This is a genomic window from Nocardioides pini (assembly GCF_026712185.1).
GTDB classification, from domain to species: domain Bacteria; phylum Actinomycetota; class Actinomycetes; order Propionibacteriales; family Nocardioidaceae; genus Nocardioides; species Nocardioides pini.
Genome location: NZ_JAPPUX010000004.1, coordinates 241,439 through 259,548, shown reverse-complemented (window position 1 = coordinate 259,548; position 18,110 = coordinate 241,439). Strand labels below are relative to the sequence as shown.

Annotated in this window: 20 protein-coding genes; 11 read left to right on the top strand and 9 right to left on the bottom strand. The window is 73.4% G+C overall.

All coding sequences use genetic code 11. The annotated features are described in order from the left end of the window. Positions 1-33: 33 nt before the first annotated feature. The 3 genes from NYO98_RS14610 to NYO98_RS14600 all read left to right on the top strand — a co-directional run bounded on the left by NYO98_RS14610 (position 34) and on the right by NYO98_RS14600 (position 3,819). Positions 34-1,371, top strand: coding sequence for a class II 3-deoxy-7-phosphoheptulonate synthase (locus NYO98_RS14610; protein WP_268112472.1), 1,338 nt, complete (start codon positions 34-36; stop codon positions 1,369-1,371). 227 nt (positions 1,372-1,598) lie between these two features. Further along, positions 1,599-2,753, top strand: coding sequence for a hypothetical protein (locus tag NYO98_RS14605; RefSeq protein WP_268112471.1), 1,155 nt, complete (start codon positions 1,599-1,601; stop codon positions 2,751-2,753). 64 nt (positions 2,754-2,817) lie between these two features. Then, the gene (locus NYO98_RS14600; RefSeq protein WP_268112470.1) at positions 2,818-3,819 is read left to right on the top strand and encodes a threonine aldolase family protein; all 1,002 of its coding nucleotides are present in this window, start codon (positions 2,818-2,820) and stop codon (positions 3,817-3,819) included. Here the strand turns inward: NYO98_RS14600 and NYO98_RS14595 are convergent. From NYO98_RS14595 to NYO98_RS14575, 5 genes are all read right to left on the bottom strand, one after another. Continuing rightward, entirely contained in the window at positions 3,797-4,687 is an 891-nt protein-coding gene (locus NYO98_RS14595) for an NADase-type glycan-binding domain-containing protein (RefSeq protein WP_268112469.1), read from the bottom strand. The two genes, NYO98_RS14600 and NYO98_RS14595, sit on opposite strands and share 23 nt — an antisense overlap. Positions 4,688-4,949: 262 nt before the next feature. Continuing rightward, complete coding sequence (locus NYO98_RS14590) at positions 4,950-5,849, bottom strand: DMT family transporter (protein WP_268112468.1); 900 nt, start codon at positions 5,847-5,849, stop codon at positions 4,950-4,952. 17 nt (positions 5,850-5,866) lie between these two features. Continuing rightward, entirely contained in the window at positions 5,867-8,050 is a 2,184-nt protein-coding gene (locus NYO98_RS14585; protein WP_268112467.1) for a Stk1 family PASTA domain-containing Ser/Thr kinase, read from the bottom strand. A gap of 129 nt (positions 8,051-8,179) precedes the next feature. Further along, on the bottom strand, positions 8,180-8,854 hold the full coding sequence (locus NYO98_RS14580) for a lytic transglycosylase domain-containing protein (RefSeq protein WP_268112466.1): 675 nt from the start codon (positions 8,852-8,854) through the stop codon (positions 8,180-8,182). Positions 8,855-9,136: 282 nt separating this feature from the next. After that, positions 9,137-9,949 carry a glycoside hydrolase family 16 protein gene (locus tag NYO98_RS14575; protein ID WP_268112465.1) on the bottom strand — a complete coding sequence of 271 codons (813 nt, stop codon included), beginning with the start codon at positions 9,947-9,949 and terminating at the stop codon, positions 9,137-9,139. A 94-nt stretch (positions 9,950-10,043) separates the two neighbouring features. Here NYO98_RS14575 and NYO98_RS14570 point away from each other — a divergent pair, with 94 nt between their 5' ends. The 3 genes from NYO98_RS14570 (at position 10,044) to NYO98_RS14560 (ending at position 11,425) form a co-directional block, all read left to right on the top strand. Continuing rightward, the gene (locus NYO98_RS14570) at positions 10,044-10,415 is read left to right on the top strand and encodes an Rv2175c family DNA-binding protein (RefSeq protein WP_268112464.1); all 372 of its coding nucleotides are present in this window, start codon (positions 10,044-10,046) and stop codon (positions 10,413-10,415) included. Beyond that, positions 10,415-10,906, top strand: coding sequence for a ribonuclease domain-containing protein (locus tag NYO98_RS14565; RefSeq protein WP_268112463.1), 492 nt, complete (start codon positions 10,415-10,417; stop codon positions 10,904-10,906). Before NYO98_RS14570 ends, NYO98_RS14565 begins: the two co-directional genes overlap by 1 nt. 84 nt (positions 10,907-10,990) lie before the next feature. Beyond that, positions 10,991-11,425, top strand: a complete 435-nt coding sequence (locus NYO98_RS14560) for a barstar family protein (protein ID WP_268112462.1) — start codon at positions 10,991-10,993, stop codon at positions 11,423-11,425. Between the two features lie 178 nt (positions 11,426-11,603). Here the strand turns inward: NYO98_RS14560 and NYO98_RS14555 are convergent, their stop codons facing one another. Continuing rightward, entirely contained in the window at positions 11,604-12,668 is a 1,065-nt protein-coding gene (locus tag NYO98_RS14555; protein WP_268112461.1) for a polyprenyl synthetase family protein, read from the bottom strand. Positions 12,669-12,731: 63 nt separating this feature from the next. On the opposite strand from NYO98_RS14555, the gene metF reads away from it, so the two are divergent. Beyond that, on the top strand, positions 12,732-13,622 hold the full coding sequence (gene metF / locus NYO98_RS14550) for a methylenetetrahydrofolate reductase [NAD(P)H] (protein ID WP_268112460.1): 891 nt from the start codon (positions 12,732-12,734) through the stop codon (positions 13,620-13,622). A 5-nt stretch (positions 13,623-13,627) separates the two neighbouring features. Beyond that, positions 13,628-14,236, top strand: a complete 609-nt coding sequence (locus tag NYO98_RS14545; RefSeq protein ID WP_268112459.1) for an SIMPL domain-containing protein — start codon at positions 13,628-13,630, stop codon at positions 14,234-14,236. Here the strand turns inward: NYO98_RS14545 and NYO98_RS14540 are convergent. From NYO98_RS14540 to NYO98_RS14530, 3 genes are read right to left on the bottom strand one after another with little or no spacing between them, the layout of a single operon-like run. Continuing rightward, complete coding sequence (locus NYO98_RS14540) at positions 14,230-15,540, bottom strand: phytoene desaturase family protein (RefSeq protein WP_326494443.1); 1,311 nt, start codon at positions 15,538-15,540, stop codon at positions 14,230-14,232. The two genes, NYO98_RS14545 and NYO98_RS14540, sit on opposite strands and share 7 nt — an antisense overlap. A 20-nt stretch (positions 15,541-15,560) precedes the next feature. Continuing rightward, entirely contained in the window at positions 15,561-16,151 is a 591-nt protein-coding gene (locus NYO98_RS14535; RefSeq protein WP_268112458.1) for a DUF4126 domain-containing protein, read from the bottom strand. Between the two features lie 13 nt (positions 16,152-16,164). Next, positions 16,165-16,638: a YbaK/EbsC family protein gene (locus NYO98_RS14530; protein WP_268112457.1), complete on the bottom strand. Its 474-nt coding sequence runs from the start codon at positions 16,636-16,638 to the stop codon at positions 16,165-16,167. Positions 16,639-16,684: 46 nt separating this feature from the next. On the opposite strand from NYO98_RS14530, the gene NYO98_RS14525 reads away from it, so the two are divergent. The 3 genes from NYO98_RS14525 to NYO98_RS14515 all read left to right on the top strand — a co-directional run bounded on the left by NYO98_RS14525 (position 16,685) and on the right by NYO98_RS14515 (position 18,100). After that, the gene (locus NYO98_RS14525) at positions 16,685-17,152 is read left to right on the top strand and encodes a hypothetical protein (protein ID WP_268112456.1); all 468 of its coding nucleotides are present in this window, start codon (positions 16,685-16,687) and stop codon (positions 17,150-17,152) included. Between the two features lie 179 nt (positions 17,153-17,331). After that, positions 17,332-17,658: a DUF6504 family protein gene (locus NYO98_RS14520; protein WP_268112455.1), complete on the top strand. Its 327-nt coding sequence runs from the start codon at positions 17,332-17,334 to the stop codon at positions 17,656-17,658. A gap of 10 nt (positions 17,659-17,668) precedes the next feature. Then, positions 17,669-18,100, top strand: coding sequence for an SAV_6107 family HEPN domain-containing protein (locus tag NYO98_RS14515; protein ID WP_268112454.1), 432 nt, complete (start codon positions 17,669-17,671; stop codon positions 18,098-18,100). Positions 18,101-18,110 lie beyond the last annotated feature (10 nt).

The window sequence follows — 18,110 nt, the reverse complement described above, 5'->3', positions numbered from 1 at the left end:
GGGGCCGCGACCCGCGCGCCGTACCCTTGTGAGGTGAGCGCCATCCCCACCCTCGAGCAGTTGCACGCCCTCGAGCCGTTGCAGCAGCCGACCTATCCCGACTCCGGCGCGGTCGACGCCGCGGTCGCCCGGCTGAGGACCGCGCCGCCGCTCGTCTTCGCGGGTGAGTGCGACGACCTCACCGACAAGATCGCGGCCGTCAGTCGCGGGGAGGCGTTCCTGCTCCAGGGCGGTGACTGCGCCGAGACCTTCGCCGGCGTCACCGCCGACAACGTCCGCAACAAGCTGCGCGTCCTGCTGCAGATGGCGGTCGTCCTGACGTACGCCGCCTCGGTGCCCGTCGTGAAGCTCGGCCGGCTCGCCGGCCAGTACGCCAAGCCGCGCAGCTCCGACCTCGAGACCCGCGACGGCGTCACCCTCCCGGCCTACCGCGGTGACGCGGTCAACGGCTACGACTTCACGCCCGAGGCGCGCATCCCGGACCCGCAGCGGCTCGTCGAGGTCTACAACTCCTCCGCGGCCACGCTCAACCTGGTCCGCGCGTTCGTCACCGGTGGCTACGCCGACCTGCGCCAGGTCCACACCTGGAACACCGACTTCGTGCAGTCCTCGCCGTTCGGGCAGCGCTACGAGGCGATGGCCGACGAGATCGAGCGCGCGCTGACCTTCATGAAGGCGATCGGCGCCGACCCCGACGAGTTCCACCGTGTCGACTTCCACTCCAGCCACGAGGCCCTGCTGCTGGAGTACGAGCACTCGCTGACCCGCATCGACTCGCGCACGGACCTGCCCTACAACGTGTCCGCCCACTTCGTGTGGATCGGTGAGCGCACCCGTCAGCTCGACGGGGCCCACGTCGAGCTGCTGTCGAAGATCAAGAACCCGATCGGCATCAAGCTCGGCCCCACGACGTCGCCCGACGACGCGCTGGCCTACGCCGCGCGGCTGAACCCCGACAACACCCCGGGCCGCCTCACGTTCATCACCCGCTTCGGCGCCGGCAAGATCCGCGACGGCCTGCCCGCCCTCGTGGAGAAGGTCACCGCGGAGGGCCTCAACGTGGCGTGGGTCTGCGACCCGATGCACGGCAACACCTTCGAGGCGTCCTCGGGCTACAAGACCCGCCGCTTCGACGACGTCATCGACGAGGTCCAGGGCTTCTTCGACGTGCACCGCGGCCTCGGCACCTGGCCGGGCGGCGTCCACGTGGAGCTCACCGGTGACGACGTCACCGAGTGCGTCGGCGGTGGCGAGGAGATCGACGAGGTCGGTCTGGCCCACCGCTACGAGTCCGTCTGCGACCCCCGCCTCAACCGGGTCCAGTCCCTCGAGCTCTCCTTCCTCGTCGCGGAGATGCTGCGCAAGGCCTGATCCGTCCACCGAGCGGTGCGTGAGCCACATCCGGGGTGCCCGAGATGTGGCTGATGCACCGCTCGGTGGGAGTGTCGTGCGCAACTCGCCGACGGGTGGTGCGTGAACGACGTTCTGCCGGTTCGGAAGGTGGGTGGGGCACCGACGGTGAGCGAAGGTGCCGATTCGTGACCTGATCGTGAGCAGGTCGTGGTCCGCTCCACGTCTGCGTGCCCCATGCTCTCGCCATGGGGGACGTCAGGACATCCTTGCGGGCGCTCGCGCACCCGGGTGCGGTGCTCGCGCTCGTCGTGCTCGTCGTCAACGACCACGTGCTCAAGGAGGCATGGCCCGGGTTCGTGACGGGCAAGCTGAGCGACGTCGCGGGCCTGGTCATCGCGCCGCTGCTCCTCGGGGTGCTGCTGACGCTGCTGCGCGCACCTCACGCGGCAGCGCTGGCGCTGGCAGCGACGGGAATCGGCTTTGCGTTCTGCAAGACGTCGGCGGTCGGCGCCGCAGTGACGAGCGACGTGTGGAGCCTGTTCGGTACACCGACGATGATCCGCGCTGATGTCACCGACCTGTTCGCCCTCCCCGCGCTGTACGGCGCGTGGCAGATCCATCGAGCAGCGGCGCTCGACCACGGTGCCGACTGGCGGCGCACCGTGTCGGTTGCCCTGGGCATCGCGCTCCTGCCAGTAGGAGTTCTCGCCACGAGTGCCACCTCCTGCGACGAGTGGCGTGGCTTCACCGAGGTGGCGGTCGTCGTTGGCGACTTCCCAGGGGCGCCGCACGGGGAAGAGACGCGACTTGCGGCGTACGACGAGTCCGGCTGGGTCACCATCGACGGCCGGGGCAGGTTCGACAGACCCGCCGTGTCCGTCAGTGGCGAGCGGGACTATGCGGGCGACCAGCAGCGGGTTTGCGTCGAGGACCGGTGCTGGCGGATCGTCGGCGGCGACGCAGTGGATTACTCGTCCGACGGCGGTCGCAGCTGGGACCGGGAGGGCGCCCTGACGGGAGCGGACCGGGACGCCATCATCGAGGAGGAGGGCGACGAGGAGTGCGGGAACCCGCTACCGGTGAGGGCCACCGACCTCGCCGCGGTCGACATGGACGGAGTCGTGCAGGTGGTCGCCTCGCTGGAGCGTGGCGGTGTCTGGCGACGCAACCATGACGGGACCTGGACGATCCTGACGATCGACACGCTCGGGGAGCTGGTCGATCGGGATCGTCCCCCGCCACCGGTCGTCACCGAGCTCGACGCCCCGCGGTCGCCGGAGGACCCGGACCCCTCGGTCCCGGCGGAGACGCCCACCCCGGGCTGTCCGTCTCCGGCGCAGCGCACTGTCACCCCGAATCCCCTCAACGGCCCGCCCACCACGTACGACGTGTGTCCCTGACCTGCACCACGCGCGGTGGGCCACCGCTCGGGGGCGACCCGGACGCGCCTTGTAGGTTCGCCCCGTGATCGACCTGCGCTCCGACACCCTGACCCGGCCGACCGACGCGATGCGCGAGGCGATGGCCCGCGCGGAGGTGGGTGACGACGTCTACGGCGAGGACCCCACGGTCGCGGCGCTGGAGGAGCGGGTCGCGGGGATGTTCGGCCACGAGGCCGCCCTCTTCACCCCGACCGGCTCGATGGCCAACGTGCTCGCCGTGGCGAGCGTGGTCTCGCCCGGCGAGGAGGTGCTCTGCGAGTCGTCGGCCCACATCGCACGCGCGGAGCTCGGTGCCCACGGCGCCATCACGGGCCTCACGATGCGCACCTGGACGAAGGAGCGCGGCCAGGTCGACCTCCCGGCGATCGAGGCGATGCACGCGCCGGACATGGGGCCGTTCTTCGTGCGCACGGCCGCGGTGTCGGTCGAGAACACCCACAACTTCGCCGGCGGGACGGTCGTGCCGATCGAGGACCTCCGGGCGCTGCGGTCGTGGGCCGAGGCCAACGACACCAGGGTCCACCTCGACGGCGCGCGGCTGTGGAACGCGCACGTCGCGACCGGTACGCCGCTTGCGGACTACGGTCGTGTCACCGACGTGCTCGCGGTCTGCCTGTCCAAGGGCCTCGGTGCGCCGATCGGGTCGCTGATGGTCGGGTCGGCCGACGCCATCGCCGCGGCGCGGGTGCGGCGCAAGCGGATGGGCGGCGGCATGCGGCAGGTCGGCGTGCTCGCGGCGGCCGGTGCGTACGCCCTCGACCACCACGTCGAGCGGCTGGCCGACGACCACGCCAACGCCCGGCTGCTCGGTGAGGCGCTGGGGCTCGACCCGGGGTCCGTCGACACCAACATCGTGGTGGTCGAGCGTGCGGACGCGGCGTCGTTCGTCGAGCGGGCCGCGGCAGAGGGCGTGCGCATCGCTGCCGTGGGGCCGCGGACCGTACGCCTCGTGACCCACCTCGACGTCTCGCGGGCGGACGCCGAGCGTGCGGCCACGGTGCTCAGCCGGCTCGCCGCCCCGTGATGCTCACCTCGCTGATCGCGGTGTAGTCGCGACCGAGGCTCCCGGAGCCCGGCGGGGTCACCGCGGTGATCGTGATGGTGACGGTGGCCGTCTCCACCGGCGGCACCTTGAGCCGCTGCACCTCCGGGCGCTCGGCGAAGGTCTGCTCGACCGACGACCCGTCGTCGAAGCCCCAGGTGACGGCGACGACGCGGCGGTTGTTGGGATACCAGTCGACCCCGGCGACCTTCTTGGCGTAGCCGTTGACGAGCCCGACCCGGGTGACCACGCCGGGCTCGGCCAGCGTCACCGTGATGGTCCCGCCGGTCGCGTCACCCGCCGTGCGCCAGGCGGTGGCCGGGTTGCCGTCACCCATCTGGCTGGCCTCGTAGGCCACCAGGTTGCCGTCGAAGTCCGTCGTCGGCGGTGCGGTGCCGGGGACCTCGAAGGCCGCGCCGCGGGCGAGGTCGCGAGCCTTGCCGACGCCGGTGGGCGCCTCGCCTCCGTCCGTGGCGCCACCAGGGTCCGTCGACCCGGCGTCTGGCTCCGGCGCCTGCGAGGTGGCCGTCGTGCCGTCGGCCGGATCGGTGGCGACCTCGTCGCCGTCGGTGTCGAAGACCCGCAGCAGCAGGAAAGCCAGGCCCACCAGCAGCGCCGCGCCGAGGACCCACCCGAGCCACGCCATGCCACGCACCGGAAGGTCGCTCTCGGTGTCGTCGACCTCCTCGTAGGGCAGGAGGTCCTCGCGGGGGTCCCACGCCGCACGTCGGGGGGCGAGCGGTGGCGCGTCGTCGCCGCGGGGGACGTCGGGCGGGCTGGTCGGGGGAACAGGTGTGGGGTCGGCCGCCTGGACCGGCGGGGCGACGGCTGCCTGCGTTGAGCGGGGCACGTCGGCTGGAGGCGCCTCGTCGGTCGGAGCCGGACCATCAACAGCCGGAGCATCAACAGGAGGTGCGGTGGCGGTCGCCGTGGCGGGCAGCGGCGCGGGCTTCGGCTCGGGGCGGGCTGGCGCGGGCGCACCGATCCGGTGCCCACAGTTGAGGCAGAACCGCCCCACCCCCAGCTCGGCGCCGCACGCCACGCACGTGTCCACGGGCCCCACGATAGGGGGACGGACCCACGTCGGGTCCTCACCCGTGGGACGGGGGAGCTCACACCGCGATGTGCGGGACCTCGCCCTCGACCACCCGGCGCGGTGCCAGCTCGACGATCAGCATCGCCGCGAGCACCATGCCTCCACCGATCAGCAGCCGCGCCGTGACGTCCTCTCCACCGAGCCACACCGCGAAGACGGAGGCGAAGACCGGCTCCATGCTCATGATGATCGCGCTGCGGGTCGGGGGCAGGTGCGCCTGCGCCCACGTCTGGCCGAGCAGGCCGAGCGCTCCGACGACCACCGCCATGTAGAGCACCGCCCACCAGTCGGCGGCCCGGTCGGGCAGGACGATCCCGTCGTGCACGGTCGCCGTCGTGCACACGACGGCGATCACCATCACCTGGAGGATCGTCATGCCGACCGCGTCCTGGGCGTTGGACCAGGCGCCGAGACCGACGATGTGCAGGGCGTAGAGGACGGCCGACGCCAGGGTGATCAGCTCGCCGTAGCCGATGCTCAGGCCGTTGAGCGCGAGCACGCCCAGCCCGACGGTGGCGAGCACGACGGCCGCCCAGGTGATCGGCGGGATCCGGGTGCGCAGGATCGCGGCGGCGAGCAACGGCGTGCAGACGACGTACAGGCCCGTCACGAACCCGCTGATGCTGGCCGGGGTGTGGGCGAGGCCGGCGGTCTGGAGGATCTGCGCGACGCCGTAGAGAAGGCCGAGGACGAGTGCGTGGCGGCGGACGACGGGGGAGAGCCGGGCGAGCGCCTTGGGCGCCACCACGAGCAGCGCGAGCGAGGCGATCGCGAACCGCAGGGCCAGGAAGTCGAGCGTCGGGACCCGCTCGAGGAGGTCCTTGATCATGAAGAACGTCGAGCCCCAGCAGGCCGCCAGGGCGAGCAGGGCAACTGCTGCGAGCAGGGACGTACGACGGTTCTGCTCGGCGTGCACGGACGAAATCTAGGTGCTCAGACGAGGAACAGCGTGATCGTCGAGCCCTTCGGGACCTCGTCGCCCGCGCCGGGGTCGGAGCTGGCGACGAAGCCGAGGCCGAGGTAGGTGTCGGACTCCTTGGTCTCGACCTCGAAGCCGAGGCCCTCGAGCAGCTCGGTCGCTGCCTCGACGCCCATGGCCTGCACCCGCGGCACCTCGACCAGCTCGGGTCCGAGGGAGACCACGAACGAGACCGTGTCGCCGCGGAAGAGCGTGGCCTCCGGCGGGTCCTGCGAGATGACGTCGCCCTCGGCGACGGTGTCGCTGTACTCCTCGCTCGTGACGCTGACCTGCAGCCCGCGCTTCTCGAGGGCGGCCGAGGCGTCGTCGAACGACCTGCCCGTCCAGTCCTTCACCTCGATCGGCTTGCGGCCGCGGCTCAGCACGAGGTCGACGGTCGCGCCCGGCTTGAGGGTGGTGCCGGCCTTCGGCGAGGTGCGGATGACCTGTCCCTCGGGCACCGTCTCGCTCCACCGGCCCTTGCTCGACCCGAAGGCGAGGTTGGTCGCGGCGAGCGCGTCCTGGGCCTGGTCCTCGGTCTGCCCGGCGAGGTCGGGCAGGTCGTACCGCTCGGGTCCCAGAGACAGGGTCAGGGTGACGGTGCCGCCGTCGAGCACCTTGCCGCCCGGTCCCGGGTCGGTGGCGATGACCAGCCCGGGGGCGACGTTCTCGCTGTAGGCCGGCTCGCCCGCCTCGGCCTCCAGGCCCGCGTCCTCCAGCTCGGCGGTGGCGGCGGCCTCGTCGAGGCCCAGGACGGCAGGCGTGGTCGTGTAGCGCTCCCAGCCGAACCACCAGGCGCCGGCCGCGATGCCGCCGACGAGCAGCAGGGACAGCAGGAGGAGCAGCGGGCCCTTCCTGGAGCGACGGCGCGCGGTCGTCTCGACGGGCCCGACCCGGGTCGGGGCGCGCCCGGGGGTGGGCCGGGCACGGGCTGGTGCGGCCGGGAGGGTGGTGGTGGTGCCGCCCGTCGGCGGGACCGTCGTGCGCATGGGCTCGGTGACGGGACCGCCCGGCGGTCCGTCGGTGGCGACCGGTGCGGCAGGAACCGGGTGCCGCTCGAGGGCGGTGGTGCGGTCGGGGCTGCCGTCGTCGACCAGGCCGGAGTCGCGCGGGTCCACCGCTGTCAGCAGGGCGAGCGCGCTCGCGTCGAAGGGCTCGGGGGTGGTGTCGTCGGGGGAGGCGGCCTCGTCGGTCGTGTCGGCCGCGCGGCGGGGGAGCAGGTCGGCGGCGAGCTCCGGGTCCGACCCGAGCCCCTCGCGCAGGGCCTGCGCGACCCGGTGGAGGTGGTGCAGCAGGACGGTGGCGTCGGCCGGGCGCTGGTCGCGGTCGCGGGAGGTCGCCCGGGCCACCAGGGCGTCGACGTAGTCGGGGATGCCGGGCTCGACCAGCGACGGCATCGGCACGTCGTGGTGGACGTGGCGGTAGGCCACCTGGATCGGCGACTCGCCCTCGTGGGGCTTCACCCCGGTCAGCAGCTCATAGAGCACGACGCCGGCGGCGTACACGTCGGCGCGCGCGTCGGAGCGGCCGTCGACGACCAGCTCGGGGGCGAGGTAGGAGACGGTGCCGATGAGCACGCCCCCGGTGGCGGTGTGCTGGGTGTCTGCGCTGACGGCCTTGGCGAGGCCGAAGTCGGCGACCTTGACGGTGCCGCCGTGCGCCTCGTCGGCGATGAGGACGTTCTCCGGCTTCACGTCACGGTGGATCAGCCCGGCCCGGTGCGCGGCGGCGAGGGCGGAGACGACCGGCTCGAGGAGGGCGAGGGCGCGCGCGGGCGGCATCGGGGCCTCCTTGCGCAGGACGTCGCGGAGGGTGTGGCCCGGGACGTACTCCATCACCAGGAAGATCGTGTCGGTGCCGTCGGAGGTGTCGTCGCCCTGGTCGTAGACGCCCACCACGTGCGGGTGGTTGAGGCGGGCGGCGGCGCGGGCCTCGCGCACGAACCGCTGGGCGAAGTCCTGGTCGTCGCCGAGCCCGGGGTGCATCACCTTCACCGCGACGGTGCGGTCGAGGCGGGTGTCGGTGGACTCGTAGACACTGGCCATGCCACCGCGGGCCACGCGGGCCCGGATGCGGTATCGGCCGTCCAGCAGCCGTCCGACCAGGGGGTCGCCAGCAGCGCCGCGCGCCGTCGCGCGGGCGTGCTCGGATGGCTCCACTGATCGACCTCCATCACCGGACGGGGAAGGATCCGGCCCGCCCATCGTACGGAAGCGGCACGTGCGTCCACGCTCAGGCACGTCCCCGGCGTGGCGCCAGGGTGGCGTCAGGACAGTGTCAGGGCGGTGTCAGGACGGCGCCCGGCCGGCCTCGAGGCGTCGCTTGATCGCCTCGACGTTCGCAACGTACGCCCGGGTCTCGTCGTACAACCCGTGCCGCCGCACCGCACCGAGGCCCTGGTAGTAGGCGGCGATCTTGTGCGTACGACGATCGGTGTGGTGCGCCAGCACCCGGAGCAGCAGCACGCCGGCCGTGGCGTTGTCGCCGAGCTCGTCCAGGTCGAGCGGACGGCCTGCGTAGTGCTCCATCCAGCGTGCGGTCGACGGCAGCACCTGCATCGCCCCGACGGCGTCGGCCTTCGACACCACGCCCATCTGCCACCCGGACTCCTGCCATGACACCGCGAGCGCGAGCTGCGGGTCGACCCCGTGGTTGCGGGCCGCGCCCGCGATGACGCGGCGGACCTTCTCGCGAGCGGGGTCGGGGTGCTGCCACATGGCGGTCTGCGTGCTCGCGCCGGCCCTCCCGACGACGGGGACCTCGATCCGCTGGCCGACCCGCAGCGCGCCGTCGGGGCCGAGGTGGTTGTGCGAGGCGATCTCGGCCGTCCACGCGTGGAACCGGACGGCCAGCCCCGAGACGGTGTCGCCGGGTTCGACGACGTACGACACCAGGGTGCGGCCGGCGGGGAGACGGTCGTGGTCGGCGTGCGCCGGGACCGCCACGCTCGACAGCGCGGTCACCGTGAGCGCGAGTCCGGCGGCGCACCGGGCGAGCCGGCGGAAGGGTCCGGCCGGTCGATGGTCCGATGGATGGGCTGGTCGGGGACGGACAGGTCGGGGGTGGGGGCGCACGGGGTTGCTCCTCGTCACGTCCGCTGCGCCCGGGGGTCCGAGGCCCGCGGGAGGGAAGCGCGCGGACGAGCAGTCGACGCTAGCCACTGGCGGGGGCAGGACGCGAACGGCGGCGGGGCCGGGCGTGTCGCCCGGCCCCGCCGCACGTGCGTGGTGCTGTGGGAGGCCCGCTCAGCAGGCGCCGTTGAAGGTGCTGAGCTCGAACTGGGGAGCCTTGATGGACTTCTCGTTGGGGGCGCGCATCGACCAGTAGCGCATCCAGTCCATCTGCATCCGGGCCGGGTCCATCGTCTTGCCCTTCTTCGCGCGCAGCTCGAACTTCAGCTGCCGCGGCAGCGGGTCGAGCGCCTCGTCGCGGCGCTCGGTGTGGATCACGTGCGCGTCGACGAACCACGAGATGTGGTCCTTGGCGACCTCGACGGCGTACGTGTGCCAGCGGTCGTTGCGCAGGTGGCGCCCGAGGAACCCGCGGTAGGAGCTGTTCGGGAGGGTGTGGACGTAGGACTTCACGGTGTTGGTGCCGAGCGTGAAGTTCTCGATGCCGATGTCGCGGCCGCCGCAGTGCTGGTCGCGCGTGCCGCCGGGGACCAGCTCGGTCACGACCTTGAACGGCTTGCCGCCCTTGACCTTCGCCATCGTGCGGGCGCGCATCCGGATCTCCCAGCGACCGTAGGCGTGGCCCTTGAGGTCGAGGGTCGCCGACACGCTGCCGCGCTTGGTGCTCATCAGCGTGAGCATCCCGTTCTGCGTGCGGACCACGCCGCGACCCTTCTTCTTCCAGAAGCCGGGCTTCGGACCGATGAACTCCTGGCGGAACACGCCGTGCTGGTACCAGCCGAAGGTGTTGCCGGCGTGGACCGGGCCCGGTGCGCCGTCGTAGTGGTCGGCCGAGGCGGGGGAGACGACGGGGGAGACGACGGGGGAGAGCGTGAGTGCCAGCAGGCCCACGAGGGCGGCTGCGAAGGCGGATCTGAGGGGGTGCATCCAGGGCACGGTACGGATCACCCGCCGGGGTGACAACTTCGACTGCCCCCGTACGGCTTCGCCGCTGGGGCGTGCGCTCTCCTAGGCTGGAGGCATGACTGATGTGCCTCTCGCCGACCGTGACCTGGCCGCCCTCGTCCCGGAGTGGCTCGACTGGGACCAGGTCGCCGAGCTGCTCGGCGTGACGCCGGGCAAGGTGCGCACGATGATCCGCGAGCACGAGCTGGCAGCCGCGGTGCCGGTGCCGGGAGCCGGCCCGCGCGTGCCGGCCGACTTCTTCCAGGACGGCCTGGTGGTCAAGGGACTGCCCGGGTTGCTGACCCTCCTGCACGACCACCGCTTCGACGACCGCGAGTGCATCGCGTGGCTGTTCACCGACGACGACCTCCCGGGCCGCCCGATCGACGCCCTCCGGGAGAACCGCGGCAGCGAGGTCAAGCGCCGCGCCCAGGTGCTGGAGTACTGATGGCCGCGGCCGCGTCGACGGGCAGGGAGCGCTACCGGTGGCTGCTGCTCCTCGCTGCGGCCGCGATGCTCGTCGCCTGGCTGGTCACCGGCAGCGGCGGTGACGACGCCGGCGACGGCGGGCCGACCTCGTCGCCCGGGTCGTCGTCCTCATCGTCCTCACCCGCCGACGACGCACCCTCGACCGACGAGGCGACCGACGCGGCGAGCGGCCTGCCGGTCGTGCTGCTCGCCGACCTGCCGCCCGAGGCGGCGCGGACGGTCGAGCTGATCGACGCCGGCGGCCCGTTCCCGGAGCCCGCCCACGACGGCGGCACCTTCGGCAACCGCGAGGAGCTCCTGCCCGACCGACCGATGGGCTACTACCGGGAGTACACGGTGCCGACCCCCGGCTCCGACGATCGCGGCGCGCGCCGCATCGTGGCGGGGGACGACGGGGAGCTCTACTGGACCGACGACCACTACTCCTCGTTCTCACGCATCAGGAGGTAGGGACGTGAGTGAGCGAAGCGAACGAACCATTCAGTGCGGCGTGGATCGAGCCTCATGGGCGCACGGAGCGAAGCGAGGACGTCCATGAGTGGACTCGCAGCGGTCCTGGCGGGGCACGAGCCCCCGGGAATCCACCTCTGGCACGGGGCCTTCGACGTCGCGGACGTACGCCACTCCGTCGAGCACGCCGGCTGGGCGTTCGGCTGGGTGGACGGCTGGACCGGCGCCGACACGAAGCCGGCCTTCCTCGCCGCGGTGGGGGAGGCGCTCGACTTCCCCGACCACTACGGCCAGAACTTCGACGCCCTCGCCGACTGCCTCCATGACATCGGGAGCAGCCGCGACGGCGTCATCCTGCTGTGGGACGGCTGGGCGACGCTCGCCCGCGCCGACGCGAAGGCGTTCAGCATCGCCCTCAGCGTGCTGGGCTCGCGCGTCAACGACGACCGGGGCGTGCCGTTCACCGTGCTGCTGCGGGGCGAGGGTCCGGCCGTGCCCGGGATCACCAGCCTGGACTGAGCACCCGGACCCCCGCGTCCGCGGCGCGCCCGGGAGTGCAGGAGGAGCGCCGAGGCCGGAGGAGCGGAGCGGGGGAAGGGCGCGGGCGCGACGACGAACGAGCGGGTCACGAGCGCCGCGGACAGGGCGAGCGGAGCGAGCCCCATCGAGCAGCGAGCCCCGTCGAACACAGAGCTCCTCAGACGCTCCGCTGGGTGGCTGCGGCCGCGAGCTCGACGAGCACGTCGCGGGCACGGGCGTCGATGTCGGCCGACCCCAGGGCCTCGACCGCGCGGTCGGACAGCTGGCCAATCACCGCCTCGACCTGGGCGCGCGCCCCGGAGTCGTCGATGATCCCGCGCAGCTCGTCGACGTCGGCGGCGGTGAGCGAGGTGCCCAGGGCGGCGTCGAGGCGCTCCGCCGCGGCGCGGGGAGCGGCGTCGAGCGCGAGGGCGACGAGCACGGTGCGCTTGCCCTCGACGAGGTCGTCGCCCGCCGGCTTGCCCGTCTCCTCGGGGTCGCCGAAGACGCCGAGCAGGTCGTCGCGCAGCTGGAAGGCCTCGCCCAGCGGCAGGCCGAAGCGCCCGAGCTGGTCGAGCTGCGCGGGCGTGGCGCCGGCGAGGGCGGCGCCGATGTGGATCGGTCGCTCGATCGAGTACTTGGCGGACTTGTAGCGCAGCACCGTCATGGCCGTGTCGACGTCGGCCCGCCCGCGCGCCTGGACGGAGACATCGAGGAACTGTCCCGCGATGACCTCGTTGCGGCACCGCTCGAAGAGGGCCAGCCCCGGCGCGACCTCCTCGGCCGGGAAACCGCTGCCCCGCAGCATGTCCTCGGCCCAGCCGAGCAGGAGGTCGCCGAGCAGGATCGCGGCGGCGGCGCCGTACTGCTCGGGGTCGCCACGCCATCCCGCGGCACGGTGCTCGGCCTCGAAGGCGCGGTGGGTCGCGGGTCGGCCGCGGCGGGTGTCGGAGGCGTCCATGAAGTCGTCGTGCACGAGGGCACTGGCGTGGAGCACCTCCAGCGAGGCGCACGCCCGGGCGAGCGCCGCGTCGTCGTCCACCGACGGCCGGATCGCCCGGTGGCCCCAGTGGCAGAAGGCCGCCCGGAACCGCTTGCCCCCGCTCACCGCCGTACGGGCCTCGGCGATCAGGCGACCGGCGTCCGGGCCGAGGGGGGAGAGCTCGACCGCCCGTTCAACGAGGAAGGCGTCCAGCACCTCCTGGACCCGGTCGCGGAAGTCGGCGGGGTCCCAGGTCGTCACCAGTTCAGACTAAACAGTGGACGCGGCGTCGATGACGGCGCGGTCCTCCGTAGGCTGTTGCGCATGACGCACGAACGGGGACAGAGCATGCGCGAGCTGCTCGCGCGCGGCGACAAGTCGTTCTCCTTCGAGTTCTTCCCGCCCAAGGACGAGCTCGGGGAGCAGCAGCTGTGGCAGGCGATCACCGACCTCGAGCCCTACGGGCCGACCTTCGTGTCGGTCACCTACGGCGCGGGTGGCACGACGCGTGACCGCACCGTGGCGATCACCGGGCGCATCGCCCGGGAGACGGGGATGCTCCCGGTGGCGCACCTGACGTGCGTCGGCCACACGACCGACGAGATCACCGCGATCCTCGACGACCTCGCCAGGGCGGGCGTCGAGCACGTGATGGCCCTGCGGGGCGACCCGCCCGGCGGTCCCGGCACGCCGTGGACGCCGACCGAGGGTGGGCTGACCTACGCCAACGAGCTGGTCGCGCTGATCCGGGAGCGCACCGACATGCGGATCGGCGTCGCCGCCTTCCCGGAGGGCCACGTCGACGCGAAGGACCTCGACCACGACGCGCGGGTGCTCCGGGCCAAGTACGACGCCGGCGCGGAGTTCGCCGTGACCGACATGGTGCTCCGGGCCTCCGACTACGTGGGCCTGGTCGACCGCGCCCACGCGGTGGGGGCCGACCTGCCGATCATCCCGGGCATCATGCCCATCCTGAACCTGCGCTCGATGCAGCGCATGGTCGACTTCTCGCGCCGCGAGCTGCCGCAGGAGACCGTCGAGCGGCTCGCCCCGTACGCCGACGACCCGGCGCGGCTGCGCGAGGAGGGCATCGCGATCGCGACCGAGCTGTGCGAGGCGCTGCTCGACGCCGGGGCGCCGGGCCTGCACTTCTACACGCTCAACCGCTCCAAGGCGACGCGGGAGATCTTCGCCAACCTCCAGATCACCGTCTGACACCCGTGCGGACCGTCACCGTCACCGGCACCGGGGTCGTGCCCGTCGTGCCGGACAGCGCGGTGGTGCGGCTCGCAGCCGTGGCGCGGGGTCGTGGCGTCGCGGAGGCCTACGAAGCGATGGCGGCGGCCGCCGCGACGGTCGTCGAGGTCGCGCACCGCCACACCGAGGAGCGTCGGGTCTCCTCGTCGGGCATCTCCGTGTGGCCGGCGCGCGACCACGACGGACGCGAGGCCGGTCACGAGGCCCGCCACTCCTACGCCATCGCGTGCCCGGACCTGGTGGCGGCCGGGGGCCTGCTGGGCGACCTGGCGGGCGCGCTCGGCGACTCGCTGGTGGTCGAGGGGGTGGCGCTGGAGGTCACCGAGGACCACGGCGCCGGTGATCGGGCGCGCGAGGCCGCGTTCGACGACGCCCGCGAGCGCGCCGCCCAGCTGGCCCGGATGGCGGGGGCGGGCCTCGGTGCCGTGCAGACCATCGTCGAGGGCGGGGCCGACCGGGGCCCCTCGCCGATGCCGAAGGCGGCGATGGCCCGTGCGTCCGCGGGCGGCCTCGAGCCGGGCGAGACCTCGGTGACCACCACGGTCACGGTGGTCTGGGAGCTGTCCTACTGACGTGGGGCACGGCCGACCATCTCGGCCACGAGCGCGGCGCTGAGGCCGGCGAACGGCAGGCCGGAGCCGGTCGTGGCGTGGGCGCCGGTCGCGAGCACGCCCGCGACCGGCGTCCGCGGTCCCAGGCGGTCACGGGCCGTGCGGGGCCCCTGCCACTGCACGCCGTGCGGCGAGCCGCCCCACGCCTCGACGAGGTCGCGCGGCGTGCGGTCGACGCGGGTGACCACCTGGCCGCGGACGTCGAGCCCGTGGCGTGCCACGGCGGTGAGGACGTCCTCGACGATGCGGCCACGGGCCAGCACCGTCCACGCCGCGGCGCCGTCCGGCGCCCGTCCGCCCGTGCGGACCACCAGCAGCGGGTCGCCGTGCAGCACCACCTCGTGCGGCAGGTCGGGCACCTCGCCCTCCAGCCCCACGTGGCACACGACCGGCGGGAAGGCGGGCATCGAGCGCCGGACGTAGGTCGCGAGGGTGGGCAGGCGTCGCGGGTCGATCGCGACGACCACGAGGTCGGCGTCGAGCTCGCCGCCCGCCGTCCGCACCGCGGCGACCCGGCCGTCGCGCACGACGAGGTCGGTCGCGGGCGTGCCGGTCAGCACGGTGACGCCACGCAGCACGAGGCGGTCGGTCATCGCCGCGCCGAGCCGGGCGAGCCCGCCCGGCACCGTCCACGCCCCGAAGCGCTGCTCGAGGTAGACGTCCACGCCGGCCAGGACGGGCGCGCGGCGCAGGTCGTGGCCGTCCATGACGACCCGGTGCCCCGCGACCAGTCGCAGCCGCTCGTCGGTGAGCGCCCGGCGCAACCGCTTGTGCAGCGACTCGCGCCGGTCGAGCAGCGCGGTGAGGTCGCGTGGCGCCACGTCGGGGTCGAAGGGCCGCTCGTACCACTCCTTGCGCAGCAGCTCCCACGGCTCGCCGTACGACGCCACGTGGTCGACCCACTGCCGACCCAGGCCGGCGCCGAGGGACTCGAACGCCGCGAGCTGGGCGGCGCGCGAGCCGCCCGGCAGGCGCACGGACGAGCCGTCCGCGAAGCGGTGCTCGCGGACCAGGTCGAGCGGCTGCAGGTCGAGCTCGCGCTCCAGCGGTCGGCCCGACTTGCGGAACAGGTCGCGCACGACCGCGGGCAGCAGCGTCGTGGTCGGTCCGGCGTCCCACGCGAATCCGTCCTGCTCGACGGTGGTCAGCGCACCGCCCAGGTGCTCGGCGCGCTCGAGCAGGGTGACCTCGTGGCCCAGCCGGGCCAGCCGGGCGGCAGCGGCCATGCCGCCGAAGCCGCCGCCGACCACCACCACACGCGCCACGGGGGAACCCTAGGCGTCCGCTAGGTCGACCGTCCGACGGGCTCCCTGCCGCGCCAGCGCCGCCAGCCGCGCCGCACCGCGCGGCCGACGACGAGCAGCAGGCCGAGGCCGGTCAGCAGCAGGACGCCCGCGATGGCCGCAGCCGCCTGCGGGTGCTCGAGGGAGAACCACACCACGCCGAGCACCGCCGCGTCCTCGGTGAGGCTCGCCCCCACGTTGGTCACCGGCTCGGGGGAGGAGTTGATGGCCAGCCGGCTGCCGGCCTTCGCCAGGTGGCTCAGCAGGGCCGTGCCGCCGCCGACCACGCCGAGCACGGCCTGCTCCAGCGAGGTGGCGTCGCCGGCGAGCAGCACCCCGATGACCGCGCCGACGGTCGGCCGGATCGCGGTCGAGACGGCGTCCCACGTCGAGTCGACGTAGGGGATCTTGTCGGCGACGAACTCCATCGCGAACATGAAGCCGGCCACGGCCAGGACGTCCCACCGGCCGAGCACGTCGGGGATGTCGGCGAACGAGCCCAGTCGGTCGGAGATGCCCAGCACCAGCACGACGAGGTAGGCGTTGATGCCGCTCGCCCACCCGCTGGAGAAGGTGAGGGCCAGGCTGTCCATCAGCGGGCCCCCATCAGTCCACCTCGACCTCGACGGCGTCCGTCATCGCCACCAGCTCGTCGTACGACGTCGAGAACACCGCGGCCGGGTGGCCCGCCGCCGCCCACACGACGTCGTGACGGCGCAGCCACGGGTCGATGAAGGTGCGGATCGGCGCCGGGTGGTCGATGGGGGAGACGCCACCGATGACCTGGCCGGTGTGGCGGCGCACGAAGTCGGGGTCGGCACGGGTGAGCCGTGTGACGCCGATGCGCTCGGCGACCGCCGTGGTGTCGACCCGGTGGGCGCCGGAGGTGAGGACGAGGACGGGCTCGCCGTCACCGTCGAAGAGCAGGCTGTTGGCGATGGCGCCCACCTCGCACCCCAGCGCCGCCGCGGCGAGTGCCGCCGTGTGGGCGCTGTCGGGCAGGATGACCACGTCACCCGTGCCGCCGCGCCGGGTGAGGTCGCCCCGAAATGAGGTGATCGATGCGTGCTCCGTCGACATGATGCGAGCCTAGCGACGAACGACGACAGCTGAGGGGTACTCCACGATGGCGCGCGACCTGCCGGGATCCGTGGTCAACAGCATGCGAGTGCTCGGGCTGATCGTCGCCACGGCCGGCGTGATCACGGTGCTGATCTGGCTGATGCGCGACGAGGTCATCCTCGGCTGGGCGCAAGGCAACCCGTCGGCGCAGGAGCTCCTCGCCCAGGGCGGCATCGAGCTGCTGCGGGAGAGTCCCATCGTCCCCGGCTTCGTGGCCCTCTCGGTGGTGGCGTTCGTCGGCTTCGCCGCGCTGGTGCTGGTGCTGGGCTCGTTCTTCGTCGGCGGCTACGGCTGGACCCGTCCCGTGCTCACCGCGACCGCCGGCGTCGGCGTCCTGGTCGGCATCGTCTGCCTCGACAGCAACCTCCCCGTCATCTTCGTGGTGCTGTCGGCCCTGGTGATCGCCGAGGGCCTGGTGCTGTCGTTCTTCCTCTGGCAGCGCGAGACGACCGACTACCTGCGCCGCGTCTGAAGGCCCCTCCTCCCTCCGGAGTCGCGCACGACCGCGTCGGGCCTTGACGCGCTGTCGGTGCGGGGGAGTACCGTTGTCCTTGTTCGAACACGTGTTCGATGCGACCCGGGTGGCGGTGACCTCGACCCCCACCGCCGCCCGGGTCGGCCCCGGGGTCGACGGATGTGCGAGGAGGCACGATGAGGCAGTACGACGACCCCGTCGAGGTGCGACGAGGCGGGGCGGAGGACCCCGACCAGTTCCTGTGGCGGGGCCGGCTGTGGAAGGTGCGCGCGGTGGTCGCGCACTGGGTGGAGACCGGTCCCTGGTGGCAGGGCGGGTCCGACAAGGAGGCACGCGGGACGGTGGCCGACCTGGTCGCCGAGCGTGAGCTCTGGCGCGTGGAGGCCGGTCGTGGCATGCCGGGCGTGCGGCAGCAGGCGGGCGACCAGGCGTCCTACGGCGTCTTCGACCTCTCGTTCGACTGGACCGACGGGCGCTGGCAGCTCGTCGGGTGCCTGGACTGAGGTGCCGACCATGACCGCGACGACCAGCCCCCGGTCCGAGCCGGGGCCGCACCTGCTCCCGGCCACCGCCCACCACTACCTCGAGCGCTCCGCCACCTCGCTCCGCGACTCGATCACGGCGCGAGACGTGCCGACGCGCTACGCCTGTGCCCACGTCGCCGCCCTCTGTGCGGCGGCCGCCCTGCTCGCGGCCCGGGCCCGCCCGGCGCCGCGGGGCCGCCGGCAGAAGAACGCCTGGGTCCTGCTCGCCGAGGTGGCCCCCGAGCTGTCCGAGTGGGCGAGCTTCTTCGCGGCCGGGGCGGCCAAGCGCGCCGCAGCCGAGGCCGGGTCGACCCGGGCCGTGACCGAGCGGGAGGCCGACGACCTGGTGCGCGACGCCGACCGCTTCCTGGCCGTGGTCGAGCAGGCGCTCGGCCTGGTCCCGCACGCCAGCGTCGCCTGAGGGCGGGGCG

Bases quoted from the DNA above. Each gene is read 5' to 3' on its own strand.
- NYO98_RS14570 (WP_268112464.1), top strand. From the start codon at position 10,044: ATGACTGATGTGCCTCTCGCCGACCGTGACCTGGCCGCCCTCGTCCCG.
- NYO98_RS14565 (WP_268112463.1), top strand. From the start codon at position 10,415: ATGGCCGCGGCCGCGTCGACGGGCAGGGAGCGCTACCGGTGGCTGCTG.
- NYO98_RS14520 (WP_268112455.1), top strand. From the start codon at position 17,332: ATGAGGCAGTACGACGACCCCGTCGAGGTGCGACGAGGCGGGGCGGAG.
- metF (WP_268112460.1), top strand. From the start codon at position 12,732: ATGACGCACGAACGGGGACAGAGCATGCGCGAGCTGCTCGCGCGCGGC.
- NYO98_RS14515 (WP_268112454.1), top strand. From the start codon at position 17,669: ATGACCGCGACGACCAGCCCCCGGTCCGAGCCGGGGCCGCACCTGCTC.
- NYO98_RS14605 (WP_268112471.1), top strand. From the start codon at position 1,599: ATGGGGGACGTCAGGACATCCTTGCGGGCGCTCGCGCACCCGGGTGCG.
- NYO98_RS14530 (WP_268112457.1), bottom strand. From the start codon at position 16,638: ATGTCGACGGAGCACGCATCGATCACCTCATTTCGGGGCGACCTCACC.
- NYO98_RS14560 (WP_268112462.1), top strand. From the start codon at position 10,991: ATGAGTGGACTCGCAGCGGTCCTGGCGGGGCACGAGCCCCCGGGAATC.
- NYO98_RS14525 (WP_268112456.1), top strand. From the start codon at position 16,685: ATGGCGCGCGACCTGCCGGGATCCGTGGTCAACAGCATGCGAGTGCTC.
- NYO98_RS14575 (WP_268112465.1), bottom strand. From the start codon at position 9,949: ATGCACCCCCTCAGATCCGCCTTCGCAGCCGCCCTCGTGGGCCTGCTG.
- NYO98_RS14535 (WP_268112458.1), bottom strand. From the start codon at position 16,151: ATGGACAGCCTGGCCCTCACCTTCTCCAGCGGGTGGGCGAGCGGCATC.